Origin of the sequence: Rathayibacter sp. AY1C1 (assembly GCF_002932105.1) — a bacterium.
Lineage (GTDB): Bacteria > Actinomycetota > Actinomycetes > Actinomycetales > Microbacteriaceae > Rathayibacter.
This window is the reverse complement of record NZ_PSWH01000014.1, coordinates 56,684-82,707: the sequence shown is the minus strand read 5'-3', so window position 1 is coordinate 82,707 and position 26,024 is coordinate 56,684. Positions and strand designations below refer to the sequence as shown.

Genomic DNA, 26,024 nt, shown 5'->3' with positions numbered 1-26,024 from the left:
TGTGGTTCCCAGAAGACGGGCACCCCGCATCCTCCTTCGGGAGGAGCGGAACAATTGAATACACGCACGGCGTGTAACCCAGATTTGACCATGTGCCCTATGGTGCGTGTGTCGCCAGGGTTACGGCGGCCATAGCGAGAGGGAAACGCCCGGTCACATTCCGAACCCGGAAGCTAAGACTCTCAGCGCCGATGGTACTGCAGGGGGGACCCTGTGGGAGAGTAGGACACCGCCGGACACCATTCACGATGGCCACCCAGAAATGGGTGGCCATCGCTGTTTAACCACCACCTCGGATCCCCGCTGCTCACTGGAGCGCGGTGCGGGTTAGGGTGGTGTGACGGTTACGGCCGTCCTCCCCGCCTTCGGGTGGGTCAACTCCACAGAGCATCACCACGACAGGCGAGGAACGCATGGACGACTCAGGATCCGACCGCAACGACCGGGACTCCGGACGTCGTGACGAGCGGCCGCCTCGCGCCGGCGGCCCCGGCCGCTCCTCGAACGATCGCGGCGGCTCGGGCGACTCCCGCCCCCGCCGCGACGGTGATGCTCGTCCTCCCTATCGTGGCGGTGGCGACTCCCGTCCGCAGCGTGATGGGGACTCTCGTCCTCCGTACCGTGGTGGTGGCGATTCGCGTCCGCAGCGTGATGGGGACTCTCGTCCTCCGTACCGTGGTGGTGGGGACTCCCGTCCGCAGCGTGATGGGGACTCTCGTCCTCCGTACCGTGGTGGTGGGGACTCCCGTCCGCAGCGTGATGGGGACTCCCGTCCTCCTTACCGTGGCGGTGGGGATTCGCGTCCGCAGCGTGATGGGGACTCGCGTCCTCCGTACCGCGGTGGCGGCGATTCCCGTCCGCAGCGCGACGGGGACTCCCGTCCTCCTTACCGTGGCGGTGGCGATTCGCGTCCGCAGCGTGATGGGGACTCGCGTCCTCCGTACCGCGGTGGCGGCGACTCTCGTCCGCAGCGTGACAGTGACTCTCGTCCTCCTTACCGCGGGGGTGGGGATTCCCGTCCTCAGCGCGATGGGGACTCCCGTCCTCCTTACCGTGGAGGTGGGGACTCCCGTCCGCAGCGGGACGGTGACTCGCGTCCTCCCTATCGCGGTGGCGAGTCGCGTCCCCAGCGTGACGGGGACTCCCGTCCTCCTTACCGTGGCGGTGGAGATTCGCGTCCGCAGCGTGATGGTGACTCCCGCCCTTCCTACCGTGGTGGTGGCGACTCTCGTCCGCAGCGTGACGGGGACTCGCGTCCGCCGTTCCGCGGTGGATCGCGCGATGGGGGAAGCAGGCCGTGGTCGGACGATCGTCGGGGCGGCGGAGACCGCCAGGGCGGCGGACGCGGACGCGAAGGCTTCGGCGGCGGACGCGGCGGCCCCCGCGAGGAGCCGGAGCTCACCGAGGAGGAGCGCGAGCGGCGCTCCCTCCAGTCGGTGCGTCCGCGCCACGACGACCCGGACCTTCCGGACGACGTGCAGGCCAAGGACCTCGACAAGGTCGCCCGCAACGAGCTGCGCACGCTCTCGAAGGACAACGCCGAATGGGTCGCCCGTCACCTGGTGATGGCCGGCCGCCTCCTCGAGGAGGACCCCGAGCTGGCGCACCGCCACGTGCTCTCGGCGGCCCGCCGCGCGGGACGCATCGCCGTTGTCCGCGAGTCGCTGGCCATCTCGGCGTACGCGACGGGCGACTTCGCCCTGGCGCTGCGCGAGCTGCGGACCTTCCGTCGGATCTCCGGCTCGGACGAGCAGGTGCCGCTGATGGTCGACTCCGAGCGCGGCGTGGGCCGGCCCGACAAGGCGCTCGAGCTGGGTCGGTCGATCCACCGCACCACGCTGAGCCCCGGCGCGCAGGTGTCGCTGGCCATCGCCATGTCCGGCGCCCGCCTCGACCTCGGGCAGGCGGAGCTCGCTCTCATGGAGCTCGAGATCCCGCAGCTGGACCCGGACCGCGCGTTCTCGTACAGCCCGGATCTCTTCGCCGCCTACTCGCTCGTCCTCGAGGAGGTCGGCCGCTCCGAGGAGGCGGCCGAGTGGCAGCGTCGCGCTGACATCGCGGCGCAGGCCGTCTTCGCGGCCGAGGGCGGCGGTGACGACGAGACGATCGAGGTGATCGAGGAGGAGCACGAGTCGGCCGACGCCGCGCCTGCTCCCGATCGCGCCGAGGAAGGGACCGCGGTCGACGCCGCGGACGACTACCTGGACGACGAGGACGAGGACGGCCCGACCGCCGTCGACGACGCGGACGAGGACGACGTCCACCGAACCGTCTCCGGGGAGATCGCCGACGACGACGACGACGACGACGCGGACGCGGACGACGCCGATGCGACCGCTGACGCCGAGGCCGACCTCGTCGACACGGACGAGCCGACCTTCGCGGACGAGTCCCTCGAGTCGGACGATCTCGCCGAGACGGACCCGGATGAAGCTCTCGACTCGGCTGACCCGACCGCCGACGAGTCGGTCGAATCCGCCGGCACCACCGAGGAGGACGGCGATGTTCCGCAGCAGCAGGACTGAGCCCACTCCGCTCGACGGCCGCGACTCCGTCCTGGCCGACCTCGACGGGGTCGTCTACAAGGGCGCCGACGCGATCCCCTTCGCGGTGGAGAGCCTCAACCGAGCGGCCGAGACGCTGCGGGTCGGCTACATCACCAACAACGCCTCCCGCACGGACGCCTCCGTCGCCGGGCACCTCTCCGAGCTGGGGCTGAGCGTCCGGCCCGAGGACGTCGTCACCTCCCCCCAGGCGGCGGTCGTGCTGCTCGCCGACCTGGTGCCGGCCGGCTCGACGATCCTCGTCGTCGGGGCGGAGGGCCTCACCTCCGAGGTCGAGCGCGCCGGGTTCACCGTGACGCGCAGCGCGGAGGACTCGCCGGCGGCGGTCATCCAGGGCTTCGCGCCCACGGTCGGCTGGGAGCAGCTGGCCGAGGCCTCGTTCGCGCTCCACACGGGGATCCCGTGGGTCGCGACGAACACCGACTGGACGATCCCCGTCGCGCGCGGCATCGCCCCGGGCAACGGGACCCTCGTCTCGGCCGTGCACACCGCGGTCGGCCGGCTCCCGGTCGTCGCGGGCAAGCCCGAGCGGGCCATCTTCGACGCGGCGACCGCGCGCTTCGGCTCGACGAACCCGCTGTTCCTCGGCGACCGGCTCGACACCGACATCGCCGGCGCGAACGGCGCAGACATGGAGAGCGCCCATGTGCTCACCGGGATCGACCGGGCCAAGCAGCTCCTCGCCGCGGAGCCCAAGCTCCGGCCGACGTACATCCTCGGCGACCTTCGCGAGCTGCACCTGCCCTACCCGGCGACGACGGTCTCGCGGAACGGCACGCACGCCGTCCGCGGCGCCAAGGTCCGCCTCGACGGCGACTCCGTGGTGATCGTGGACGCCGGCGACGACGCGACCGATCTGCTCCGGGCCGCCTGCTCGGTGATCTGGTCGTCCGGCCGCGCGATCTACGGCCTCGACGTGCCGGAGTCGCTCTACAGCTGAGCCTGCTCGGCGGGCTCCCGGCTTCCCTCGCGGCGCAGGAGCCCGTTGAGCCGGCCGGCCAGACCGACCGCGACGATCGCGATCAGCGCGGCGTACGAGAAGGTCGCGGCGAAGACCCCGGTCCCGGCCCCGATCAGGCCGGTGACCGCCGCCGCGAGGAGGCCCGTCAGCGCGAGGGAGACCGAGGCGCCGGTCGAGTCGGCGATCTGCAGGGCCGAGCTGTTGAAGCCCTCCCGGCCCGGAGCGGAGAGCGCGAGCGTCATCGTCCCCATCCGCGGGAACATCGTGCCCATGCCGCCGCCGGCCAGGAACCAGCCCACGCCCGCGACGATCGGGCTGAGGGCGAGCACCGTGACGAGCAGCACGACTCCGATGCCGGCGAGCACGAGCGACGAGCCGAGCCGCATCGCTCCGCCGTGGCTGAGGCGGGTGCCCGGGCGTCCCTGGAGGTTCGAGCCGAGAGCCCAGGAGACGGCGCCCGCGGTGAGCATGGCGCCCGAGAGCCAGGGCGGCAGGCCGTACTGCTCCGAGAGCAGCAGCGGCAGGTAGACCTCGGTGCCGAAGAACGCCGCGGCGACAAGGGCGCGGAGGAGGATCACCGACGGCAGGACGCCCCGGGCGCGCAGCGTGCCGGCGGGCAGGAGCGCGCGAACCGCCACGACCACGACCACCACAGCGGCCGCGGCCAGGAGCCCGGCGAGGTCGGGCGCGAGCTCGGCGCTCGTGCTCAGCACGACGACTCCGGCCGAGACGACCACGGCGCGGGCGATGCGGCCCACTGCCCGGCGATCGAAGGGGAGGCGCTCGCGCGGCTCGAGCGAGCGGAGCGTCGGCGCGATCGCGGCGCTCGCGAGGGCCACCAGGGCGACGACTCCGAAGAAGACCCAGTGCCAGCTCGCGAGCTCGGCGACGACTCCAGCCACCAGCGGCCCCACCAGCGACGGCACGACCCAGGCCGCGGCGAAGGCGCCGAAGATCCTCGGATGCAGCTCGCTCGGGTAGACCCGCGCGACGAGCACGTAGAGGGTGACGGTGATCCCTCCGCTGCCCAGCCCCTGCAGCAGGCGGGCCGCCACGAAGACCGGCATCGACTGCGCGGCACCCGCGGCGACGAGACCCAGGGTGAAGAGCAGGATCGCGACCACGAGCGACGGCGTCGGGCCGCGGCGGTCGGCCGAGGAGCCGGCCGCGACCATCCCGACCACGGCGGCGGCGAGCGTCGCCGCGAAGGCCAGGGGGTAGAGGGCGCGGCCGTCGAGGTCGGCGCTGACGATCGGCATGATCGTCGTCACGGCGAGCGACTCGAACGCGCAGAGGAAGACGAGGCTCGTCGTTCCGATGGTCGTCAGGAGGAGGGGAGCCGAGGTGATGCCGCGGCGATCACGAGAACGCACCTGCTCAACAGTACGCCGAGCGCAGAGCCGGTCAGCGGTAGACGGCCCAGTCGTCCTTCGCGAGCACCGTCGGGGTGCCCTCGATCTCGACCAGCCAGCCGCGGTCGTCGCGCTCGAGGTAGCGCCCCTGCACGATCTCGGGGGCCCAGCCGCCGTCGCGGGACGAGATCCAGCGGACGAAGCGGACGGTGCCTCCGCGCCGGAACAGTGTGCCGTTGTGGTCGCTCATGCGGGGATCTTCTTCACGGAGAGGTCGTCGGGCGACGAGGTTTCGGGGAGGAGGTGGAGGCCGAGGCGGCCGTTCGAGGCGTTCGAGAGCTCGCGCAACCAGTGCGGGTTCAGCTCGATCGCGGCGGTGCCGTCGTACTCGTAGCGGGTGGGGATGCCGGGGTGGAGCCACAGTTCGGACCGGCGGCCCTCGGCGTCCTCGATCGTCAGGAGGAAGCCCTCGCCGCGGCGGAACCGCGAGGTGATCACGGTCTGGAGGTGGGCCAGGGCGCGGTCCTCGAAGGAGTGCGAGCTGGCGGGTGCGCCGTAGAGCAGTCGTCCCATCGCGCGCACCTCCTCACCGTCGGCGGCGCACGGAAGGCGTGCCGCACCGTCGACACTAGGTATTGCTAAGTCGGTTGACTAACAGTCTCGGCGCCGACTGCGCTTTCGGGACACACGCCGTCCGATCGCCGGAGAAGTGGTTCGATGGGGGCAGCGAGTTCCCGTCCGGGGCGCCTGCCGCTCGGAAGGTGCACCTCGATGGACGCTCGGCCAGACCTGTTCGCTCTGCTCGCGCGATTGCGCACGGCGGAGCGCGACTACGACGGCCGTGTGGAGCGGCGCCTGGGCATCGGCGCCACGGATCTCGCGGCCCTGCGGCTGATCGGAGTCGGGGAGCGGCGCGACGAGATCGTCCGCGCAGTCGACCTGTCCGCGGCCCTGTCGATCACGACGGCGGCCGTCTCCCTCCTCGTCGACCGCCTCGCCCGCGCCGGCTACGTGAACCGCACTCCCGACCCGTCCGACGGCCGCGGCCGCATCCTCTGCCTGACGGAGCGCGCGCAGAAGGCCATCGTCGGCACCGACGACCCGACCTACGAGCAGATCCGCGCGATGGTCGCGAAGGTGCCCGAATCGGAGGCCGCGACCGTCGCGGTGCTGCTCGACGGCCTCAGCCGCATCCTCGAGGGGCAGCCGCCGCCCGAGCTCGTCGACTGATCAGCGCTGCAGCGTGGCGCTCGGCGACTCGCCGAATCGCTCCGCGTAGGCCGCGCTGAAGCGGCCCGCGTTCCCGAAGCCCCAGTGCCGGGCGACGGCGGCGACCGTCGTCCCGAGGGGCGGACTCACGGCGAGCTCCACCCGGGCGCGGTCGAGCCGCACCAGGCGCAGGTAGGCGATCGGGCGCATCCCGAGCACCCGCTGGAACGCGGACTGCAGGCCCCGGACGGTCAGGCCCGACGCCGCCGCCATCTCGGCGGGGCCGATCGGCTCGCTGCAGTGGGCGTGCACGTACTCGACGGCCGTGCGGATCCGTGCGTTCCGGGGGGCGAGGAGCTCGGGCGGGACCGGAGCGGACTCCGGAGGGTAGAGGTCGAGCAGCGCGGAGGCCGTGGCGCGGGTGAGCTCGTCCCAGAGCAGCGGCTCGACGCGCTCGCTGCGCAGCGCGCGGGCGGAGTCGGCGACGGCCGTGCGCCAGCGGCGGATCGCCGCGGCGTCGGGGCGGTGCTCGGAGTCGAAGACGAGGGAGCCGACGAGGCCGCGCTCGGCGGCGACCCGGTCGACGACTCCCCGGTCGAGGTGCACCAGGCGCTGGTCGAAGTCGACGTAGTCGAAGGCGAACGGCCGACCGACGGGGAAGAGGACGGGACGGTTCTCCTCCATCGCGATCGAGGCGCGGCCGACATCGATCCGGGCGGAGCCGCCGACGATCCACTGCACGACGACGTCGTCCGAGTCGCCCACGCCGCCCGCGAGGCGCCCGGACATCCGCGAGGTGCGGAGGGTCATCCCGCCGTCGCCGATGGCGGCGTAGCGGTAGCTGAAGTCGGCCGCGGTGGTGGCGGCGCGCCATTCGTCGCCGTTGTAGAGCCGCGCGAGGCTGTGCCGCGCCTCGTCCGGATCCTCGCCGCGGGCCTCCAGCCGGACGCGAGGGTGGTGATCGTCCACAGGTCGTTCCGGTGCCTCAGCGCGTGAGGCGCTCGATGAGCTCGCGGTAGCGCGCGGCCGTGCGCTCGACGATCTCGGACGGGAGGGTCGGCGGGAGGCCCTGGCCGTCCCAGTTGTCGGAGAGCCAGTCGCGCACGATCTGCTTGTCGAACGAGCGGCCGCGGATGCCGGCGTCGTAGTCGTCGGCGTCCCAGTAGCGGGAGGAGTCGCTCGTGAGGACCTCGTCGCCGAGGGTGACGACTCCGGTCCCGCGGTCGACCCCGAACTCGAACTTCGTATCGGCCAGCAGCACGCCGCGGGCCAGGGCGATGGTGGACGCCTCGCGGAAGACCGCGAGCGAGAGGGTGCGCAGCGCCTCCGCGGCCTCCTCCCCGACGATCTCGACCGTGCGCTCGAAGGTGATGTTCTCGTCGTGCTCGCCCTGCGGGGCCTTCCACGCGGGGGTGTAGATCGGCTCGGGGAGCGCGTCGCCGTCCTGGAGGCCCTCGGGGAGCGGGACGCCGCAGACGGAGCCCGTCTCCCGGTACTCCTTCCAGCCGCTGCCGGAGAGGTAGCCGCGCACGACGCACTCGATCGGGAACATGTCGAGCGTCTTCACCAGCATCGACCGGCCGCGGACCGCTTCGGGGATCGCGCCCGGGATCAGATGGTTGGGGACGTCGGAGAGCTGCGCGAACCACCAGAGGGAGAGCGTGGTCAGCAGCTCGCCCTTGCCGGGGATTCCGGGCTCGAGGACCGCGTCGTACGCGCTGACCCGGTCGCTGGCGACGACGAGCATGCGGTCGGCGCCGAGCACGGGGTCGGCGTCGTCGGGGGTGTAGAGGTCGCGCACCTTGCCGGAGTAGGCGTGCTGCCAGCCGGGCAGCGGCGCCGTGGTGTCGAAGGACAGGGAGTCGTCGCGGGTCACCGCACCATTCTCCCCGATCCGGGGGGCTCCGCGGCTCCTGAAGACCTCCTGTGTCCTGGCGGATCGGGGCTGTCAAGCACGCGCGGTCGCCGATCGCGCGCACCTAGCGTCGAGACATGACTTCGCAGAACGACCAGACTCCGCAGAACGACCAGTACACGTTCCAAGACCCGACCGCGATGTTCGCCTACATCGACACGGAGGCCCAGTACCAGGAGGGCTCCGGCCTCGACTCGAAGATGGACGACCCCGCCGACCGCGGCGAGTCGACCTACCGCGGCTCCGGCCGCCTGACCGGGCGCAAGGCGCTCGTCACCGGAGGCGACTCGGGCATCGGCGCGGCCGTCGCCATCGCCTACGCCCGCGAGGGCGCCGACGTCGCGATCGTCTACCTCCCCGAGGAGGAGTCGGACGCGAAGAAGGTCGTCGCGCTGATCGAGGAGGCCGGACGCACCGCCGTCGCCATCCCCGGTGACATCACCGACCACGACTTCGCAGTGGGCGCCGTCGCGAAGGCCGTCGAGGGCCTGGGCGGACTCGACATCCTCGTCAACAACGCGGGCAAGCAGCAGCACGTCGAGGACTTCCTCGAGCTCTCGGACGAGCAGTTCGACGAGACCTTCAAGACCAACGTCTACGCGATGTTCTGGATGACGAAGGCGGCCGTGCCGCACCTCGCCCCGGGCTCCGCGATCATCAGCACCTCGTCGATCCAGGCCTACCAGCCGTCGCCGATGCTGGTCGACTACGCCAGCACGAAGGCCACGATCAACACGTTCTCGAAGGCGCTCGCGCAGCAGCTCGCGCCCAAGGGGATCCGCGTGAACGTCGTCGCCCCGGGCCCGATCTGGACGCCGCTGCAGACCGCGGGCGGCCAGCCGTCCGACAAGCTGCCCGAGGTCGGCTCGCAGACGCCGCTCGGACGCTGGGGTCAGCCGGCCGAGCTCGCTCCCGCCTATGTGTTCCTCGCCTCCCCGGAGTCGAGCTATGTCGTCGGCGAGACGCTGCACGTCAACGGCGGCATGCCCACGCCGTAACACTCGGCGCTCACGGCGGGCCCGGTCGCGGAGCGGAGGAACCTCTTCCGCGCCGTGGCGGGGCCCGCCGTTTTGGTTGTCGTAACAATCGACTGCTGTGCAGGTTCGTGCGCGAGAGTCGGTGCATGACCGATTCCCTGCCGATCCTCGACCTGTCCCGCCTCGACCGGGGGGAGGCGGAGGCCGCCGCCTTCCGCCGCGACCTCCGGGAGACCACGCACGACGTGGGCTTCTTCTACCTCGTCGGCCACGGCGTGCCACAGGACCTCCTCGACGACGTCGTCGCCGTCTCCCGCCGCTTCTTCGACCTGCCGGAGGAGGAGAAGCTCGCGATCGAGAACACCCTCAGCCCGCAGTTCCGCGGCTACACCCGCTTCGGCGCCGAGCTCACCAACGGCGACGTCGACTACCGCGAGCAGGTCGACATCGGCATCGACCGACCGGCCGTTCCCGCCGGGCCCGGCGTCGCCGACTACGAGCGCCTCGAGGGGCCGAACCTCTGGCCCGAGGCGCTGCCGGAGTTCCGCGAGGTCTTCGAGCGCTGGCACGCGGAGCTCGCCGCGGTCGCGATCCGGCTGCTGCGCACCTGGGCCGTCGCGCTCGACGCTCCGGAGGACGTGTTCGACGAGGCGTTCGCCGAGCGGCCGTTCTCGCTGGTGAAGGTCGTCCGCTACCCGGGCACCTCCGACCCGGAGCCCAAGCAGGGCGTGGGCGCGCACCGCGACGGCGGCGTGCTGACGCTGCTGCTGGTCGAGCCCGGCAAGGGCGGCCTGCAGGTCGAGCACGACGGCTCGTGGATCGAGGCACCCGCGATGGAGGGCGCGTTCGTCGTCAACATCGGCGAGATGCTGGAGCTCGCCACGGGCGGCTACCTCAAGGCCACGCTGCACCGCGTGATCTCGCCGCTGATCGGAACGGACCGGATCTCGATCCCGTTCTTCTTCAATCCCGCGCTCTCGGCCACCATGCCCTCGCTCCCGCTGCCCGAGGAGCTCAAGTCCGGCCTCTCGGTCGACCCGACGAACGCGCCGATCCTCGAGACCTACGGCGAGAACGCGCTGCGCTACCGGCTCCGGGCCCACCCGAACGTGGCGGCCGCCCACCACGCGGACCTGCTCGCTCCCACAGTCTGACCCGGGAACGACGAAGGGCCCCCTTCCGCGCGAGCGCAGGAGGGGGCCCTTCGTCGTCAGTGCGTCAGCAGCGCGCGGCGGCCACGGGGACCGTCGCGGTGAACGCGGGCTGGCCGGTCGCCGATCCGGTCACCGCCACCGTGCCGGCCGGCATCGAGGCCAGGCGGGTGGTGAAGGCGGCGGAGGCGGACGAGGCGGGAGCGACCGCGGTGAACGACTTCGAGCCGTAGGCCGAGGTGATCGTGACGTCCGCGGCAGCGGTGTCGGTGTTCTTCACGGTCGCGGTGAGCACGATCTTGCCGGCGACGCAGCGCGTGGCGACGGCGGGGACGAGCTCGAGGGTGTCCAGCGGGACGACGGCCGAGACCGACGTGCGCACCAGCTTGTCCGCGTACCCGGTGTAGGAGGCCGTGACGCCGGTCACATCCGCCGGGACCGAGACGCTCGCCGAGCCGCCGGAGAGCGGGACGGTCGAGGTCCACGAGCCGCCGGTGAAGGTGACCGAGCCGACGACATCGCCCTTGTCGGCCGCCGCGACCGTCGCCGTGACCGTGCGGCCGTCGGCGGTGAGGATCGTGGTGGAGTCGACGGCGGTGACGCCGGTCCAGTTCTTCATGGCGGTGAGGACCGTCTGCGGGACGCTCACGAACGCACCGTGCCGCGGGCTGGCCGGGAGGCCGGCGCGGCTCTTGGGCGAGACGTTCCAGTCGGCCGACTGCGAGAGGCGGTTCGTCTGCGAGCTGCCGGCGATGGCCGCTCCGGAGGTGATGAAGGCCTTGTAGCCGCCGTCGCCGTAGTTGTCGACGAGGAACGCGTAGCCGTCGCCCGCGCCGGTGGTGTCGTTCGGGTCGCCCGCGTTCAGCTTGATGATCTCGGGTCCCTCACCGGCCTGGCCGGTCTCGAGCGAGGTCATCCGGGTGTCGGTGAGCTGCCAGGTGGTGTTCGGGTCGGCACTCCAGTTCGAGGAGGTCGTCCCGGCGGTCAGGACCTTCGACTTCTCGAGGAAGATGTCCTTTCCGGCCTCGAGGGTGCCGGCGGCGCCGCCCTCCTCGTTCTTGGTGAAGCGGTAGTAGTAGTCGCCGATCTTCGTGATCGTCGAGTCGATCCGCGCGTAGCCGGTGTCCTGCCAGGTGGCGGGAGGAGCGGTGAAGGTGCGGAAGTCGCGGGTGATCACGGAGAAGACGCGGGAGTAGAGCTTGTCGTTGTTGGTCTTCGTCGCGTCGGAGTAGAGGCGCGAGGAGAAGAACACGACGTAGGACTGCAGGGCGTCGTCCCAGTACGCCTCGGGCGCCCAGGTCATTCCGGCGGCCGGCTGGTTCACCGTGATGCCGGTGTCGGCGCCGTTGGTGCGGGTCCACTGCACCAGGTCGGTCGACTCCCAGACCTCGATCTTCAGGCTGCCCTTGGACTGGGCGTCGCCCCAGCCGGTGCCGCAGGAGATGCAGAGGTCGGTGGCGACCATGTAGAACTTGTCGCCGTTGTGCGAGCGGAGGATGAACGGGTCGCGCAGGCCCTTCGTGTCGGTCGTCGAGGTGATGACCGCCTTCCCGCCGTTGACCGGCGAGAAGGTGAAGAAGTCGTTGCCCGAGGTCGCGGCCTGGTAGATCTTCTCGTCGCCGTCCGACTTGAAGTACGCCGAGGCGTAGCCCGCGTCGGGAGCGGTGCGGCCGAGCTCGGCGACCGTCAGCGTGAAGGCGCGCGTCTCGGCGACGCCGTTGAGGGTGGCCGTCGCGGTGAGGGTGACGGTCCTGTCTCCGGAGCCGTAGGCCGGCCGGGTGACGACGCCGCCGCCGCGGTAGGGGTCGGCCGCGCCGACCGCCGGAGCCGCGTAGGAGGTGTTCGTCGGAGTGACGAGGGCCGGGTCCGAGGAGGTCCAGGTGATGTCGGTGCCGTTACGGGCGCCCTTCACTGCGAGGGGGAGGTTCTCGGTGGTGCGCGTGGCGAGCTTCAGCGCGTCGAGGTCGTCGTTGATGCTCGGGGCGAGCACGACCACCTCGAAGGCGATCGTCGCGCCCTGGGCGGTGGTCGCCGTCAGGGTGACCGGGGTGTTCTGCGCGATCGAGCGCGAGACGACGCCGGTGGCCGAGACGACCGCGCTGTTCGAGGAGGTCCAGGTGAGCGGGACGCCGCTGCTGGAGGCGGGTAGCGTCAGGTTCGAGGAGACCTGGGTCAGCGACGGGTTGCCGGCCAGCAGGACGGGCTGGATGTCCGAGCGCAGCAGGGCGGAGGTCGCGAACGCCTTCGCCGTGGCGGTCGGCATGCTCGAGGCGACCTGCTCGGCGGTGAGGGAGGTGTCCCAGAACTTCACGTCGGTGACGTCGGCGGTCACGAGCGCGTCGCCGGAGTAGAGCGAGCGGCCGAGGTAGCCGAGAGTGGACCCGGTCGGCACGATGCTCGCCATCGACTTCGTGGTGTTCGCCGTCGAGATCTGCGTGCCGTCGCGGTAGAGGGTCAGCACGGTGCTCGACCCCGTGCCGGTGCCGACGAGCGTGAGGGTCGTGAACCCGGGGTTCAGCGTGCCGCCGAACGGCATGCGGGTCTCGCCGTTGTTGGTGGGCTCCTTGACGCGGATGCCCGCGAGGACCTGTCCGCTGGGCGAGCCGTCGGGGTTGCGCGGGTTCACGAAGACGTGGTTGCCGAGCTGCGTGGTGTTCCACGGGCCGACGCCGTCGCCGATGACCCAGCCGAACTGGTTGGCGGTGGTCTGCGTCTTCACCGTGTACTCGACGGCGAAGGCGTTGTCGGCTCCGGTGACCAGGCCCTGGGGGAGGCTCGCGTAGCCGTCGTTCTTGAACCGGGCGACCTGGTCGCCGCTGGCGTTCGCGAAGGACGCGTCGGTGAGGCCGGTCAGGGTGGCGTTGCGTCCGTTGCCCGAGATGTCGAGCAGGGCCGAGCCGGCGTGCGACATGTCGTAGTGCGCGGTGGGCGCCGGGACGTCGACGGCCTGCGCCGAGACGGGGACGAGAGCGCCGGTGAGGGCGACGCTCGTGCAGGCGAGAGCGGAGAGGAAGAGGGATCGCACGCGGCGCCGAGGCGCGGCGGCAGGGGGCTCCGGGGAGCGTCGTCTCATCGTCGAGACCTTTCCTTCAGGGGAGGGATGCGTCGAGCCGAGGGGACCGACGCGTGTGTTCACGTTAACGTGTGAGCCGCCTCAGAGCCATGGGGGAATTGCTCCGGCGTCGGGAGCGAACCATGCGCCAGGGGCACGCCTCGGCGCAAGACCTGCACCCCCGAGCGCCCAGGGCGTAGCGTGAGCCCACCGCATCCTGGCCCCCGGTGACGGAACCATGCCCATCCGCCTGCCCTGCGAGGACTTGACCATGACGACGCTCTTCCACACCGGTGGCTCCCTCTCCCTCGACGACGCGACCGCCGACGCCGTCGTCCGCTACTCGCTCGCGCTCGCGCAGCGGCACCGGATGAGCACGGTCAGCGTCGCCGACGACTCGGCCCCCTCCTCCGTCGTGACGCTCACCGTCGGGCTCGGCGTCCCCCTGGTCGTCGCGGGCAGCGATGGCGCAGCGGCGGAGTCGAGCGACGAGATCCTCGAGCGCCTCGACGCGCTCGACAGTGCGGGCGGACCGGTGCCCGCCTCGGACGTCGACCCCCGCGCGACGTGGGAGCTCGAGAACGAGTACTGAGCTCTGAGCCGCGGCGCTGCCGGCGCGGATCCGCCCCGCTCCTGCTCCGCGGGGCGCGGAGCGTCAGCGCCGGTAGCCGCGGATGATCTCCTGGGCGAGCGTCGTGATCGGAGTCGACGTCGCTCGCGCGCGGACCCGCAGCACCTCGAAGGCCTGCTCGACCGTGGTGCGGTGGGCGTAGGCGAGGATCCCCTTCGCCTGCTCGATCAGCACCCGGCTGTCGAGGGCGTGCTGCAGCTGCTCCTGGGTGACCGTGCTCTGCTGGAGCGCGCGCTGGTGCAGGATCCCGATCGTCGCGACGTCGGCGAACGCCTGCACGACCGCAATGTCGTCCGGATCGAGCCGCCCCGGCCGGGCCTGGAAGAGGTTAAGGGAGCCGATCGTCGTCCCCGCCGAGCGCATCGGCACGCAGTGCGCCGAGAGCACGTCGAGCTCGACCGCCAGCGTCCGGAACTCCGCCCACTCCTCGCCCACGGCGCGGGCGTCCTCGACGATCACCGGCCGCCCGGTCTCGAAGCACTGGATGCACGGGCCCGACCCGCTGTCGAGCTGGAGCAGCTCGATCAGCCGGGTGTCCTCGTCCGTGGAGGCGAGCACCTCGAGGGAGCCGGTGGAGTCGGCGAGGACGAGCCCCGCCGAGACGGCGTCGAAGAGGGTCGCGCTGCTCTCCACGAGGGTCTGCGTGAAGTCGACGACGTCGTAGTCGTCGACCAGCGTGTCGGAGAGGGCGACGAACGTCTGGATGACGCTGCGCTCGCGGGAGTTCGTCACCATGTGTCGTCCTGGGCGGTGAGAGGGCGGTCGGGGAACCCGTCGTGCCGGGCCACGATGCCGGAGGCGACATCGACGACGGAGCGCTGCTGGGCGAAGGCGTGGGCGCGCAGCAGCAGCTGCGCCTCCTCGGCCGTGCTGCCGTAGCGCGCGATGATCATGCCGGTCGCCTGGTGCACCACGCGTCGCGAGCGCGGATTCGTGCTCTCCTCGACCTCGTTGTCGCGCAGCACCGCGGCAAGCACCAGCAGCGCCGTCGCGGTGGTCGAGGCGCTGATCCGGCCGAGGAGGGAGTCGCTGAGCGACGTGGGGCGGCGGGAGTAGAGGTCGACCGCGCCGATCGAGAGCCCCGCGATCGAGAGCGGGAAGGCGAAGACCGCGCGCACCGCCGTGGGGCCGATCGCCTCGGTGAAGAGCGGCCAGCGCTCCTCCGCGCCGGTGTCCGGCACCGAGACGGGGCCGGCAGCGCGGATCGCCTCCCAGCACGGGCCCTCGCCGAGGTCGATCTGGATCTCGTCCAGCCGGCTCGCGGTGCTGTCGCTCGCGGCGACGGTCTCGCCGCCGAAGGGGCTGCCGAGCGTGGAGATCGCGACACCGTCGATCGGGTACCCGCGCAGATACGGGTCGCAGAGAGCGTCGGAGTCGTTCACCGCCCCCATTTTAGCCGTCGGCTCCGCTCGGCGCGACGCTCCGTCGGACCGGCGGGGACGACGACGCGGTGACGCGCGGGAGCCCGCCTGGCTGCGCTGCCCGGGCGCACGAGGCGACGGCCCGTGAAGCGGCTCGTCGGGCGCGGACGGTGCATGGTGCGGGGCGACGGGAGCCGGAGGACGGCGGCCTGCACGGCGACGGAGCGGCTCAGGCCGGGGTCGATCGAGCCGGGACGCTCGAGGGCGGCGATGAGGTCGTCGAGAACGGCGAAGGCGGGATCTGTCATCACGGCTCCTGGCCGGGTGTCCGCGGCCGTTGTTCTGCGCGCCGGGGCGCGGGCGGTGTCGATCGGGTGTCGCCGTGCGGGGTCCGCGCACGACGTCGACGAGGTCCTGCCCGACGGTACGGGGCGCGGATCGACCGGACGACGTGGTTGACCTCCCCGAGGTCCGCCGCTACTCGTGCTCTGCGTTGAGCTCGTCGAAGTCGTTCGTGATGATCGACAGCGGGGTGTACGGCGTGATGAGGAGGAGCGCCGGGTTCGCGCGTCCCTCGCCGTAGTTGACGGTCAGCCACTGCGGGGTCGGGGAGGCGAGGGCGGCCTCGACCTCGGCGCGGAACTCCTCGAGGCTCCTGTTGTTGACCGTGTAGGCGGTGCCGTTGTAGATCAGGTCGATGCGCTTCACAGCTGGTCGCCCTTCGCCGGAGGACGCACCGGTTCGGCGGGCTCCGAGATCACGTACAGCCCGCCCGCGGAGTTCGCGAGGTCGGTGAGCGCGGAGATCCAGGCGGGGTTGATGCGGGGCATCCGGCCGCCGAAGTACTTGTAGCGGAGCGCGTGGGAGGGGTGGATCCAGATCGCGCTGCGGCCGTCGCCCATGCTGTGGTCGTCGCGCCAGCTGAGCAGGAACGACTCGTTGCGGCGCAGCTTCGCGGTGATGACGATCTGCAGGTGCGCGAGCACGCGGTCCTCGAAGTCGATCTCGACGGTCCCGTCGTAGTGCAGCTTCCCCATCGGCGTCTCCAGCCCCTGATCTCCGGCAGGCAGACGCCCGCCGTTGCCTCCACCCTTCCGCAGACCGGACGGATCCGACAACCCGGGTCTGCCATTCTCTGCTCGATCTGTCCAGGTCTTCCGTCAGCGGCGGTCCTCTGTCAACCTCCTCCCTCCACGCAGCCGGCGTTGCCGAGCATGGGCGGCATGAAGCACATCCTCTTCGCCGACAAGACGATCCTGGTGGGGGACGAGGCGGCCGACGCACTCGTCGAATACGCCGTCGCCCTCGCCTCGAAGGGCGCGGCCGACACCGTCGAGTACACGGGGATCGGCGCCGACGGCGGGACGGTCGACGCCACCTTCCTCGTGAACGCCGCGGCCGCCCTCATCGTCGAGACCACGCCGAGCGACCTGCCCGAACCGGACAACGCGGCGGAGGTGGCACGGCTGCGCGCGCGGATCGACGCGCTCACCGGCGAGCATCCCGTGCAACCCGGCGACGGCGAGCTGACCAGTGGTGCCGACTACGAGGACTCCTACGAGCAGTGAGTGGTTCCCCGTCGTGCGCGTCCGGGCGCGACCGGCGTCCGCTACCACTGCGAGGCTCCGCAGTGAACCCCCTGATCGGCTGAGGGGAGGCGGACGTACCGTGGCCCTGCGGGTCGCCGACGACACGATCACCGGTCGACCGCTACGGGCACGGCCGCGGGTCGGCCGGGGAGGACGGGCACGATGACCGGAGACCATCCCTTCTGGGTGCGCCTCGCGCGCAAGGAGCCGCAGTGCGCCATCGTGCGCGGCCGGGTCTTCGAGATCGGCGCCCCCGACGAGCGGGACGGCGCCTTCCTCCTCACGGTCTGGGAGAAGGGGCGGCCCGTCGGGCACGTCCTGAACGTGGATCCGCCCGCCTACAAGCCGTGCGGACCCGGGCACCCGGTCGAGCCGCAGCGGGTCGACGGGGTCGAGGAGCTGCTCGAGCTCCTGGTGCCCCAGCGCACCCGGCTCGCGGCGCACGGCTGACGCCGCTCCCGTCCGCGGGGGCCGCCCGAGTCCTGTGCACCGGGAGCGGGGCGAGCGCTGAGCACCCGCTGACGGACGCCCGGGACGGGGGAGTCGTGCGGCCGGGCGGCGGCTGGCATCCTGACCTCGGTGCGACGAGCGTGCCCGCGAGGGGGAGCCCGATGAGCACCGCCGAGGACGTCGACGACGGGACCGCCGAGTTCGGGTACCGCCCTTCGCTCACCCGCGGCATCGGCCGCTTCGGCAGCTTCGCCGCGGGCGTGAGCTACATCTCGATCCTGACCGGCACGTTCCAGCTCTTCTCCTTCGGCTTCGCGCTCGGCGGTCCCGCCTACTGGTGGTCCTGGCCGATCGTGTTCACCGGGCAGCTCATGGTCGCGCTGTGCTTCGCCGAGCTCGCCGCCCGCTACCCGGTCGCCGGCTCCGTCTACAACTGGAGCAAGCGCCTCGCCGGGCCGACGGTGAGCTGGATGGCGGGCTGGCTGATGGCCACCGCGTCCGTGGTCACGCTCGCGGCCGTCGTGCTGGCGTACCAGGCGACGCTCCCGCAGATCTGGAGCGGGTTCCAGCTCGGCGGCTCCGCGGGGGTGAGCGCGGTGGTCTGGGGAGCGCTGCTGATCGCGTTCACCACCGCGGTCAACGCGCGCGGCGTGCGGCTGATGGCCCGGATCAACAGCGTCGGCGTGCTGATCGAGCTCGTCGCGGCGGTGCTGCTGGTGGCGGTGCTCGCGGTGAACGTGGTGCATCCGCCGACCGTGCTGCTCGACACCAGCGGCTACGGCGGGAGCACGCCGGGCGGGTACGCCGGCGCGTTCCTCATCGCCGCGATCGCGTCGGCGTACGTGATGTACGGGTTCGACACCGCGGGTTCGCTCGGCGAGGAGACGGTCGATCCGCGCCGGACCGCGCCGACGGCGATCCTGCGGGCGGTGACCGCCTCCTTCGTCCTCGGCGGCCTCATCCTGCTGCTGGGGATCCTCTCGGCGCCCGACCTCGCCGACCCGGCGCTCGGGCAGGCGTCGGGCGGGCTGCAGCGGATCGTGCTGCAGGTGCTCGGCGGCCCCCTCGGATCGGTCCTCCTGCTCTGCGTGGTCGTCGCGATCACGGTGTGCGCGCTGGCGGTGCACACGGCGGCCATCCGACTGATCTTCGCGATGGCCCGCGACAACGCCCTGCCCGGCAGCCGCGTGCTCGCCCGCGTCGACCCGCGGCGGGGGACCCCGGTGGCGCCGGCGCTGGTCGTGGGGGTGCTCGCGGTGCTGATCCTGGTCGTGAACATCGGCACGCCGGCGATCTTCACGGCCGTGACGAGCGTGGCGGTCATCCTGATCTACCTCGCCTACCTGCTGGTGACGGTGCCGCTGCTGATCGCCCGGCTCCGCGGCCGGTGGCCCGCAGCCGCGCCCGGGCGCTTCTCGCTCGGCCGCGCGGGCCTGCCGGTGAACGTCGTCGCGGTGCTCTGGGGCGCGGCGATGACGGTCGACCTCGCGTGGCCGCGCGTCGAGGTCTACGGGGAGGAGCTGCGCTGGAGCGCGGTCGTCGTGGTCGCCGCGGTCGTCGGGATCGGCCTGGCCTGGTTCCTCCTCCGCGGCCGGCACCGCCTCGGCACCCTGCCCGCGCACGCGCTCCCCTCGCCGCCGCCGCAGGGCTGAGTCGCACGAGAAGGCCCGTTCTCGAGGGGCAGGACGATCCTTCCCGGGCGACTCGGCGGCGGCACCGGGAGGAGGATGGGGGAGCGGGTGCTCGGCCGAGCGCCGCGGGGAGGAGCGCGCGTGCGGAACCGCCTGGCGACTCCGTCCCTGCTCGCGCACGCCGTGCTCATCCAGGCCGTCGCGTTCCTGCTCCGGCCGGCCGCCGTCTACCAGGCGATCCGGCTCGACGTGCCGGCCTGGGCGCTCGGGGCGCTCGGCGCCTCGTTCGCGCTGGTGCCGCTGCTGATCGCGCTGCCGGTGGGCGGGCTGGTCGACCGGGTCGGCGCCCGGGCCGTGATGGCCGTCGGCTCGCTCGTCGCGGTGGGAGCGGCCGCGGTGCTGCTCCTGGCGGGCGGGAGCGTCGCGGGGCTGCTCCTCGGCATCGCCCTGCTCGGCGCGGGGCACCTGGGCTGCGTGGTCGGGCAGCAGACCGTCGTCGCGGGCGGCACCGGAGGGACGCGGCTCGACAGCCGCTTCGGCTACTACACGTTCGCCGCGTCGCTCGGGCAGGCGATCGGGCCCGCATTCATCCCGGTGCTCGCGGGCGGCTCGGTGCGGCCCGACCCGGCGCCGCTGTTCCTCGTGGGCGGGATCCTCGCGGTGCTGCTGCTCGTCTCGACGGCGGGGATCCGCAGCCCGTCCCCGCGCGGACCCGCGGCGGAAGGGGCGGCGGCTCCGGGCTCGACGCTCGGTCTCCTCCGGGTGCCGGGCCTCGCGCGCGCCCTGCTGACCAGCGCGACCGTCGTCGCCGCCGTCGACCTGACCGTCGTCTACCTCCCCGCCCTCGGCGCCGAGCGCGGGCTCCCGGCCGGCGTCGTCGGAGCCCTGCTCACCGTGCGCGCGCTCGCGTCGATGGCCTCGCGGCTCCTCCTCGGCGCGGCCACCGCCCGGCTCGGGCGCACCCGGGTGATGGTGGGCGGCATCCTGATCTCGGCGCTCTGCCTGGTGCTGGTCGCCCTGCCCGCGCCGACCGTGCTCCTCTTCGTCGCGGTCGCCGCCCTCGGCCTGGGCCTCGGGATCGGCCAGCCCATCACGATGTCCTGGCTGATCGAGCGCACCCCCGCCGACCGCCACGGCCGCGCCCTCGCGCTGCGCCTGGCCGGGAACCGCCTCGGGCTGATCGCCCTGCCCAGCCTGCTCGGCGTCCTCGCGGCGGCGGCCGGAGCGGGCGGTGTCCTCATCGGCACCGGTGCCGCGGTCGGCGCGACCCTCCTCCTGCTGCGCGGGGTGCGCCTGGACTGAGGTGCCGGGGGCGCAGCGGATCGGCGGCGCGAGCCGCGTTCCCGGGCCTCTCCGTCGGAAGACCGGAGGGTCAGCTGCCCGGCTCCTCCACGCGGACGTCCTCGGCGGCCTTGTCGGCGCGCCAGCCGCGCCAGACCGGCTGGCGGAGGGTGCCGGAGGCGGTGCGCTCGCGGTAGCGGACCTCGCCGACCAGGACGGGCGACACCCAGTGCACGCCGCGCGACTCGAGCGGAGGGACGGAGACGGCGGGCTCCTCGGTGGCGTGCTCGGCCAGGCGGTCGACCAGTCCGCGGCGCTCGCGGTCACTGAAGCCGGTGCCCACACGGCCCGAGTACGCGAGCCCGTCCTCGCCGGGGATCGCGGTCAGCAGCGCCCCGACCGACCCCTGGAGGCCGCCCTCGCCCTCGCGCCAGCCCACGATCACGACCTCCTGCAGCCGGTGGTGGGTGAGCTTGATCCAGTCGCGCGAGCGGCTGCCCTCCTGGTAGCGCGAGTCGCGGCGCTTGGCGACCACGCCCTCGAGGCCGAGGGTGCGGCTGGTGGCCATCGCCTCCTCCAGGTCGCCGTCGAACACGGACGGGACGTGCACGCGCTCGTTCTCGGCGACCAGCTCGACCAGTGCCGAGCGACGGGTGTCGTAGTCGCTCCCGGTCAGGTCCTCTCCTGCGCGCTCGAGCAGGTCGAAGACCATCAGGTGCACCGGAGTGGACCGGGCGGCCGCCTCGATCTCGCGCGGCTTCGTCAGCCCGCCGCGGGTCTGCAGGGCGCCGAAGTCGGGGCGCCCGCGAGCGTCGAGGGCGACGATCTCGCCGTCGAGCACGGCGTCGGCGGCGGCCTCGGCGAGCGGGGCGAGCAGGTCGGGGAACGCCGCGGTCGGGTCGTTGCCGTTGCGGCTCGTGAGGGTCGCGGTGCCGCCCTGCACCCGCACGAGAGCGCGGTAGCCGTCCCACTTCATCTCGATCGCGGCCCCCGGGTCCACGTCGCCGCGGCGTCCGGCCGTGGCGAGCATGGGGCGGTGGCGGCGCGGAGCGGAGTCCTCGGCCGGGCGGTCTGCGGAGGGTGCGGGGCGGGGAGCGGGCGACGCGGCGGACGCGGCCGCCCGGCCCCGTCGCTGCGTCCCGTGCCCGTGAGCGGGACCCGGCGCCATCAGGTGCAGGAGCCAGTTCTTCTCGGCGCCCTCCCTCGAGCCCGTGTGCAGCAGGGCGTAGCGACGGGGCTGGCCGCCGAGCCCGCCGTCGGGGCGGCCGGTCAGCACCGCGATCACCTCCTTCCCCTCGCGCCACTTCTCGAGCGCGTAGGTGCCCTCGTCCCAGATGCGCACCTCGCCGCCGCCGTACTCGCCGGCCGGGATCGTGCCCTCGAAGGTCGCGTACTCGAGGGGGTGGTCCTCGGTCTGCACCGCGAGCCGGTTCGGGTCGCCCTCCAGCGGCGGGCCCTTCGGCACCGCCCAGCTGACCAGGACGCCGTCGTGCTCGAGCCGGAAGTCGTAGTGCAGGCGCCGCGCGTGGTGCTCCTGGATGACGAAGGAGTCGCCCGAGGAGGACCCCGCGGACCCCGCCTCGGGCACCGGCTCCGGCGTCCTCGACGCGTCGCGCATGCTGCGGTAGGTCGCCAAGCGGTCGGAGGAGGCGTCCGTCGCGGCGAAGCCCGCCATCCTCTCCGGGGTCGGCTCGAGCCCGGCACCCCGGGCGGCGAGCAGCGGGCGGAGGAGGTCGCCGTCGCTCCGCAGCCGCTCCACCACCTCGTCGGGCGACAGGTGGCGCAGGTCCTCGGCACCCAGCTCCTCCCACGTGCGGGGCGCGGCGGCGGCCGGCCGGAGGCGCCCCCGGAGGGAGTAGGGGGCGATAGTCGTCTTCGCCGCGCTGTTCTGGCTCCAGTCGACGAGGACCTTGCCCTCGCGCAGGGTCTTCTTCATGTCCGAGACGACGAGGTCGCGGTGGTCCGACTCGAGAGCGCGCGCCAGCTCGTGCGCGACCGCCGAGATCTGGTCGCTGGAGGCGGAGGCGTCCAGCGGGCAGTAGAGGTGGATCCCCTTGCTCCCGCTGGTCACCGGCAGCGGAGACAGCCCCATCCCCTCCAGCAGGTCGCGGGCGAGGAACGCGACCTCGGCGCACTCGGCGAGGCCCGCCCCCTCGCCCGGGTCGAGGTCGAGCACGAGGCGGTCGGGCGGACGGCGCTCGCCGTCGGAGCCCACCCGCCACTGCGGGACGTGCAGCTCGAGCGCCGCCTGCTGCGCCAGCCAGGTGAGCCCGGCGACGTCGTCGACCAGCGGGTACTCGACGTCGCGCGACGAGTGCGCGAGCCGGGTCCGGCTCAGCCAGTAGGGGGCGGAGGAGGGGAGGTTCTTCTCGAAGAAGACCTCGCCCGGATGCTCGGCGGTGCCCACTCCGTCGACCCAGCGCTTCCGGGTGACCGGGCGGCGCGCGAGATGGGGCAGCATCGCGGAGGCGACGGAGGCGTAGTAGGAGAGCACATCGGCTTTGGTGAAGCCCGTCTCCGGGTAGACGACCTTGTCGAGGTTCGTCAGCCGCAGCCTCCGCCCGCCGACCGAGACGATCTGCTGCGAGGCGGCCATCCCCCCATGGTGGAGGCAGGTGCGCGCCGAGGGAACCCCGGACCGTCGCGGGAACCCGCAGCGAGCCGCCTCCACGACTCGGGGTTCCCTCGGCGGCGGGGAGTAGCGTCGACGCACCACGTCCGAAGGAGCCCTCCGTGCCCGACACGATCGCCGACATCCCCCTCACCACGATCGACGGCACCACGTCGACCCTCGCCGATTACCCGCCCGTGCGGCTGATCGTCAACGTCGCCTCCCGCTGCGGCCTCGCCCCGCAGTACGAGAAGCTCGAGGCCCTGCAGAAGAGCTACGGGGAGCGCGGATTCACGGTCCTCGGCTTCCCGAGCAACCAGTTCCTCCAGGAGCTGAGCGACGAGGACAAGATCAAGGCGTACTGCTCGACGACCTGGGGGGTCACCTTCCCGATGTTCGAGAAGGTCCGCGTCAACGGCCGCTCGGCGCACCCGCTCTACGCGGAGCTCACCAAGGCGGAGGACGAGAACGGCAAGGCCGGCCGGGTGAAGTGGAACTTCGAGAAGTTCCTGATCACGGCCGACGGCACGGTCCACCGGTTCCGCCCGACGGTCGAGCCCGACGACCCGCGGATCGTCGACCTGATCGAGGCGTCGCTCCCCGCCTGATCCCGCTCAGCGGCGGGCGCGGGGCGGAGCACGCCGCCCGTCGCGGATCAGCGGTCGCGGAGCCCCAGGGTCGAGCGGGCGTCCGCGGGCTCGACGCCCTCGGGGCAGACGATGTCCGAGACGTCGAACGGCGTCGCGCGCGAGAACGGGATCATCTCGATCCCGTCGACGTGACGCAGCAGCACGAGGCCGCCCTCGCCCTCGCGCAGGCTCCGGCGCACCTGGCGCAGGAAGATGCCGGCCATGTCGAGTTCGACGACGAAGGAGCGGCCGCTCACGTCGATCCGGCAGCCGATGACCGGCTGGGAGCCGACGGAGACGGAGTCCGGCACGCGGCGCGGCTCGATCGGCTGCTCCTTGCGGAGCGTCCGCACCGGGGTGAGGGTGGGCAGGCCGGTCGCTCGCGCGGTGTCCGTCATGGTCGTCTCCGTCCGTCGACGTCCGCCGATGGTTCCGGGGACGTCTTCTCGACGGTACTTCGCGTCCCCCGCAGAGGGGACGGGGTTGACGGCCGTGCGATCAGGGGGCAGCGGGGCCCAGGAGCAGCAGGGCCCGGGAGCGGCAGGGCTCAGGAGCCCTGGCGCTGCTCCTCGGGCTCCGGCAGGACCGAGAGCTCGCCGTGCATGCTGGCGACGCTGAGCATCTGCTCGATCCACGCGCGGTTGAGCTTGGGCTGGTGCGCCTCGGTGAAGCGGAAGTGCAGCGGCACCGACGGGTGCAGCCAGACGGAGCTCCGGCCGTGTCCGGTGGAGGCGTCCTCCATCCACGAGAGCGAGAAGGCTTCGTTGCGGCGCAGCTTCGAGAGGACGGCGACCTTCAGGTGCGCGAGGACGCGCTCCTCGAATTCGATCTCGAGGTTCTGCGGTCCGTAGATGAGCGTGGCCACGGGCCCCCTTCGTTCATCGGGCCGGCCCTGGCGGACGGCTCCTCGGGGGACGGTATCCGCTCGGACCCCGGTGCGGGGAATCGGGCGGGAGACACGCCGGACCCCCATTGACAGTCCCGCGGACGGGACGTAGCACTGCCGGGCGTGCTGGGCGCCACGTTAGCCGACGCGTGACGGCGGAGTCGATGCTCCGTCGCGGATCTCCCGTCGGCCGGGGCCGGCCCGGGAGCGAGCGCGGGCACCTCCGGCTGCCGGCCGCGCCGCTCAGGATCCCGTCACGGCCCGGCCGGCGCGTCCCACCCCTCCTGCGGAGTCGCACAGGTGCCGCGGAAGACGTACTGCGACGGCAGCTTCCGCTGGTGGGAGGACCAGTCGATCGCCGGCCGCCGCTGCTCCGGAGGCAGGTAGCCGAGCCGGTACACCGCCATCAGCTCGAGCTCGTCGGGCACGGCGAGCAGCGACTCGATCCGCGCCCATGCTCCCGGCACCTCCATCGGGAACGACACGAACTGGATGCCCATCCCCAGCTCGACCGTGCTCAGCCAGACGTTCTCCATCGCGGCGCCCATGCTGAACACCGAGTAGAAGGAGGAGAGCTCGCCCGGCCGGTACTCGGAGCGGTCGAGCATCACCCCGAGCAGCAGCGGCGATCCCGCGACGAGCCGGCGGTTCTCCTCGCCGAGCGTCTGCGGGACGCGGAGGGAGTTCATCAGGAACTGCCCGCGCTTCGTGAAGACCTGCTTCGTGAAGGGGCGGAGCGGAGCCGGCAGCTTGTCGAACAGCATCCCGTCGCGCCGCTGCTCCATCTCCTCGATGCTGAAGCGGAAGTAGGGCTTGTAGCGCTCGAAGAACGTGCCGTTCGACATCGCGGTGGTCATGCTCTCGCCGCTGATCGCGGCGATCCGGTCGATCGTCTCGCGCTCCTCGACGAGCACGAACCGCCACGGCTGGCTGTTGAGCTGCGAGGGCGCCCGGCCGGCCACCTCCATCAGGAGCCGCTGGTGCTCCTCGGAGACGGGGTCGGGCAGGAACGCGCCGTTGGTGGTCTTCCGGCGCCGGACGACATCGAGGAACTCCATGCCTCGATCCTGCCCCGATCGATCGCGCAGAGGGGGGAGCGGCGGCGGCCCGGGGCGCGCGCGGTAGCATCGAGGGTCCTGTGCAGGCTCGAGGGAAGCGGTGGAACGGTGAAGACGAGGGTCATCTTCTACCTTCTCGGAGGTGTGTTCGTGCTCGGCGCGGGCATCAACTCGGTCGTGGGCAGCGGCTTCTCGGTGCCGAACCTGCTGACGATGCTCTGCGGCGCGCTGATCCTCGCGATCGCCGGCTGGCAGGCGCTGCGCTCGTACCGCTCCGACCCCGACCGCGACGTCGAGCCCCCGCGCTAGAAGCCGGGGCGCGTCAGCGCAGGGCTGACCCTGCTCTGAGACGCTGGAGCACTCCTCGGCGCCGCGCCGGCCGCCGCGTCCGCCCGAGAGCGGCGAGCACGAACGGAGCCGCCGCCAGCGCGATCGCCGGGTGCCGACGTCCGTGCGTCCCCGCGAAGGGGATCACCGCCAGCGGGACGGCGGCGGGAGCCAGCGCGGACGCGGCGCGGGTGTCCGACCGTCGCAGCGTCGCCCAGGCCAGAGCGGTGAGCGTCGACGTGCAGATGTAGAGCGCGTGATGGATCCAGTGCCAGCGGCCCGTGCGGAGAGCGCCGGTGGCGACGGCGGTGCCGAGGGCGCAGTTGGCGGAGTAGCTGACAGCGGCGGCGCGCAGCCAGAGCGGACCGGAAGCGCTCACCCTCCGCCGC

General features: G+C 72.5%; 28 protein-coding genes and 1 rRNA gene. 13 read left to right on the top strand and 16 right to left on the bottom strand.

Annotated elements, in window-relative coordinates; genetic code table 11:
* The first annotated feature begins 121 nt into the window (after positions 1-121).
* The 3 genes from rrf to C5C71_RS08825 all read left to right on the top strand — a co-directional run bounded on the left by rrf (position 122) and on the right by C5C71_RS08825 (position 3,504).
* A 5S ribosomal RNA gene (gene rrf / locus C5C71_RS08835) occupies positions 122-238 on the top strand.
* 1,198 nt (positions 239-1,436) lie between these two features.
* Positions 1,437-2,525, top strand: a complete 1,089-nt coding sequence (locus C5C71_RS08830; protein WP_104337546.1) for a hypothetical protein — start codon at positions 1,437-1,439, stop codon at positions 2,523-2,525.
* Positions 2,503-3,504: an HAD-IIA family hydrolase gene (locus C5C71_RS08825; protein WP_104226795.1), complete on the top strand. Its 1,002-nt coding sequence runs from the start codon at positions 2,503-2,505 to the stop codon at positions 3,502-3,504. Before C5C71_RS08830 ends, C5C71_RS08825 begins: the two co-directional genes overlap by 23 nt.
* Here C5C71_RS08825 and C5C71_RS08820 read toward each other — a convergent pair.
* The 3 genes from C5C71_RS08820 to C5C71_RS08810 are packed head-to-tail and all read right to left on the bottom strand — an operon-like array spanning position 3,495 to position 5,450.
* Positions 3,495-4,898 (bottom strand): MFS transporter, encoded by a 1,404-nt coding sequence (locus C5C71_RS08820; protein WP_104337545.1) that lies wholly within the window; start codon positions 4,896-4,898, stop codon positions 3,495-3,497. The two genes, C5C71_RS08825 and C5C71_RS08820, sit on opposite strands and share 10 nt — an antisense overlap.
* 31 nt (positions 4,899-4,929) lie before the next feature.
* Positions 4,930-5,127, bottom strand: a complete 198-nt coding sequence (locus C5C71_RS08815) for a hypothetical protein (protein WP_068256013.1) — start codon at positions 5,125-5,127, stop codon at positions 4,930-4,932.
* Positions 5,124-5,450 (bottom strand): hypothetical protein, encoded by a 327-nt coding sequence (locus C5C71_RS08810; protein WP_104223794.1) that lies wholly within the window; start codon positions 5,448-5,450, stop codon positions 5,124-5,126. Before C5C71_RS08810 ends, C5C71_RS08815 begins: the two co-directional genes overlap by 4 nt.
* A 198-nt stretch (positions 5,451-5,648) precedes the next feature.
* Between C5C71_RS08810 and C5C71_RS08805 the strand changes: the two genes are divergently transcribed.
* The gene (locus tag C5C71_RS08805; RefSeq protein ID WP_181027163.1) at positions 5,649-6,107 is read left to right on the top strand and encodes a MarR family winged helix-turn-helix transcriptional regulator; all 459 of its coding nucleotides are present in this window, start codon (positions 5,649-5,651) and stop codon (positions 6,105-6,107) included.
* On the opposite strand, the gene C5C71_RS08800 is transcribed toward C5C71_RS08805, so the two are convergent.
* Both C5C71_RS08800 and C5C71_RS08795 read right to left on the bottom strand, forming a co-directional pair.
* Positions 6,108-7,055: a helix-turn-helix domain-containing protein gene (locus tag C5C71_RS08800; protein WP_104226797.1), complete on the bottom strand. Its 948-nt coding sequence runs from the start codon at positions 7,053-7,055 to the stop codon at positions 6,108-6,110.
* Positions 7,056-7,071: 16 nt separating this feature from the next.
* On the bottom strand, positions 7,072-7,962 hold the full coding sequence (locus tag C5C71_RS08795; RefSeq protein ID WP_258059453.1) for a phosphoribosylaminoimidazolesuccinocarboxamide synthase: 891 nt from the start codon (positions 7,960-7,962) through the stop codon (positions 7,072-7,074).
* A gap of 116 nt (positions 7,963-8,078) precedes the next feature.
* Here C5C71_RS08795 and C5C71_RS08790 point away from each other — a divergent pair, with 116 nt between their 5' ends.
* Together C5C71_RS08790 and C5C71_RS08785 are read left to right on the top strand one after the other, a co-directional pair.
* Positions 8,079-8,999: a glucose 1-dehydrogenase gene (locus C5C71_RS08790; RefSeq protein WP_104247368.1), complete on the top strand. Its 921-nt coding sequence runs from the start codon at positions 8,079-8,081 to the stop codon at positions 8,997-8,999.
* 125 nt (positions 9,000-9,124) lie between these two features.
* Positions 9,125-10,132: an isopenicillin N synthase family oxygenase gene (locus C5C71_RS08785; RefSeq protein WP_104233812.1), complete on the top strand. Its 1,008-nt coding sequence runs from the start codon at positions 9,125-9,127 to the stop codon at positions 10,130-10,132.
* A gap of 64 nt (positions 10,133-10,196) precedes the next feature.
* Here C5C71_RS08785 and C5C71_RS08780 read toward each other — a convergent pair whose 3' ends face one another.
* Positions 10,197-13,154, bottom strand: a complete 2,958-nt coding sequence (locus tag C5C71_RS08780; RefSeq protein ID WP_258068691.1) for an immunoglobulin-like domain-containing protein — start codon at positions 13,152-13,154, stop codon at positions 10,197-10,199.
* A 298-nt stretch (positions 13,155-13,452) separates the two neighbouring features.
* Between C5C71_RS08780 and C5C71_RS08775 the strand changes: the two genes are divergently transcribed.
* A complete protein-coding gene (locus tag C5C71_RS08775) occupies positions 13,453-13,773 on the top strand; it encodes a hypothetical protein (RefSeq protein WP_104267922.1) in 321 nt (106 codons plus the stop codon).
* Between the two features lie 63 nt (positions 13,774-13,836).
* On the opposite strand, the gene C5C71_RS08770 is transcribed toward C5C71_RS08775, so the two are convergent.
* The 5 genes from C5C71_RS08770 to C5C71_RS08755 all read right to left on the bottom strand — a co-directional run bounded on the left by C5C71_RS08770 (position 13,837) and on the right by C5C71_RS08755 (position 16,210).
* The gene (locus C5C71_RS08770; protein WP_104226799.1) at positions 13,837-14,547 is read right to left on the bottom strand and encodes a GAF and ANTAR domain-containing protein; all 711 of its coding nucleotides are present in this window, start codon (positions 14,545-14,547) and stop codon (positions 13,837-13,839) included.
* A complete protein-coding gene (locus C5C71_RS08765) occupies positions 14,541-15,194 on the bottom strand; it encodes a GAF and ANTAR domain-containing protein (protein WP_146082402.1) in 654 nt (217 codons plus the stop codon). The genes C5C71_RS08770 and C5C71_RS08765 overlap by 7 nt, the downstream gene beginning before the upstream one ends.
* Complete coding sequence (locus tag C5C71_RS08760) at positions 15,191-15,481, bottom strand: hypothetical protein (RefSeq protein WP_104337543.1); 291 nt, start codon at positions 15,479-15,481, stop codon at positions 15,191-15,193. Before C5C71_RS08760 ends, C5C71_RS08765 begins: the two co-directional genes overlap by 4 nt.
* Positions 15,482-15,650: 169 nt before the next feature.
* Entirely contained in the window at positions 15,651-15,881 is a 231-nt protein-coding gene (locus C5C71_RS17280) for a hypothetical protein (protein WP_104226801.1), read from the bottom strand.
* Complete coding sequence (locus C5C71_RS08755) at positions 15,878-16,210, bottom strand: ATP-dependent DNA ligase (protein ID WP_104223784.1); 333 nt, start codon at positions 16,208-16,210, stop codon at positions 15,878-15,880. Before C5C71_RS08755 ends, C5C71_RS17280 begins: the two co-directional genes overlap by 4 nt.
* 186 nt (positions 16,211-16,396) lie before the next feature.
* Here C5C71_RS08755 and C5C71_RS08750 point away from each other — a divergent pair, with 186 nt between their 5' ends.
* The 4 genes from C5C71_RS08750 to C5C71_RS08735 all read left to right on the top strand — a co-directional run bounded on the left by C5C71_RS08750 (position 16,397) and on the right by C5C71_RS08735 (position 20,145).
* The gene (locus C5C71_RS08750; RefSeq protein WP_104260837.1) at positions 16,397-16,741 is read left to right on the top strand and encodes a hypothetical protein; all 345 of its coding nucleotides are present in this window, start codon (positions 16,397-16,399) and stop codon (positions 16,739-16,741) included.
* A gap of 183 nt (positions 16,742-16,924) precedes the next feature.
* Positions 16,925-17,212, top strand: a complete 288-nt coding sequence (locus C5C71_RS08745; protein ID WP_104223782.1) for a hypothetical protein — start codon at positions 16,925-16,927, stop codon at positions 17,210-17,212.
* A gap of 161 nt (positions 17,213-17,373) precedes the next feature.
* A complete protein-coding gene (locus C5C71_RS08740; RefSeq protein WP_104337542.1) occupies positions 17,374-18,864 on the top strand; it encodes an APC family permease in 1,491 nt (496 codons plus the stop codon).
* Between the two features lie 120 nt (positions 18,865-18,984).
* Positions 18,985-20,145 carry an MFS transporter gene (locus C5C71_RS08735; protein WP_159940156.1) on the top strand — a complete coding sequence of 387 codons (1,161 nt, stop codon included), beginning with the start codon at positions 18,985-18,987 and terminating at the stop codon, positions 20,143-20,145.
* Positions 20,146-20,215: 70 nt separating this feature from the next.
* Here the strand turns inward: C5C71_RS08735 and C5C71_RS08730 are convergent, their stop codons facing one another.
* Positions 20,216-22,720, bottom strand: coding sequence for an ATP-dependent DNA ligase (locus C5C71_RS08730; RefSeq protein WP_104337541.1), 2,505 nt, complete (start codon positions 22,718-22,720; stop codon positions 20,216-20,218).
* Between the two features lie 137 nt (positions 22,721-22,857).
* Between C5C71_RS08730 and C5C71_RS08725 the strand changes: the two genes are divergently transcribed.
* Positions 22,858-23,343, top strand: coding sequence for a glutathione peroxidase (locus tag C5C71_RS08725; protein WP_244229546.1), 486 nt, complete (start codon positions 22,858-22,860; stop codon positions 23,341-23,343).
* 47 nt (positions 23,344-23,390) lie between these two features.
* Here the strand turns inward: C5C71_RS08725 and C5C71_RS08720 are convergent, their stop codons facing one another.
* From C5C71_RS08720 to C5C71_RS08710, 3 genes are all read right to left on the bottom strand, one after another.
* Positions 23,391-23,762, bottom strand: a complete 372-nt coding sequence (locus C5C71_RS08720; RefSeq protein ID WP_104313572.1) for a hypothetical protein — start codon at positions 23,760-23,762, stop codon at positions 23,391-23,393.
* A gap of 149 nt (positions 23,763-23,911) precedes the next feature.
* Positions 23,912-24,229, bottom strand: coding sequence for a hypothetical protein (locus C5C71_RS08715; RefSeq protein WP_244229547.1), 318 nt, complete (start codon positions 24,227-24,229; stop codon positions 23,912-23,914).
* 275 nt (positions 24,230-24,504) lie between these two features.
* Positions 24,505-25,308: a nitroreductase family protein gene (locus tag C5C71_RS08710; RefSeq protein ID WP_104337540.1), complete on the bottom strand. Its 804-nt coding sequence runs from the start codon at positions 25,306-25,308 to the stop codon at positions 24,505-24,507.
* 108 nt (positions 25,309-25,416) lie between these two features.
* Here C5C71_RS08710 and C5C71_RS08705 point away from each other — a divergent pair, with 108 nt between their 5' ends.
* The gene (locus C5C71_RS08705; RefSeq protein ID WP_104223776.1) at positions 25,417-25,617 is read left to right on the top strand and encodes a hypothetical protein; all 201 of its coding nucleotides are present in this window, start codon (positions 25,417-25,419) and stop codon (positions 25,615-25,617) included.
* Positions 25,618-25,630: 13 nt separating this feature from the next.
* On the opposite strand, the gene C5C71_RS08700 is transcribed toward C5C71_RS08705, so the two are convergent.
* Positions 25,631-26,014, bottom strand: a complete 384-nt coding sequence (locus C5C71_RS08700) for a hypothetical protein (RefSeq protein ID WP_104247377.1) — start codon at positions 26,012-26,014, stop codon at positions 25,631-25,633.
* Between the last annotated feature and the right edge of the window lie 10 nt (positions 26,015-26,024).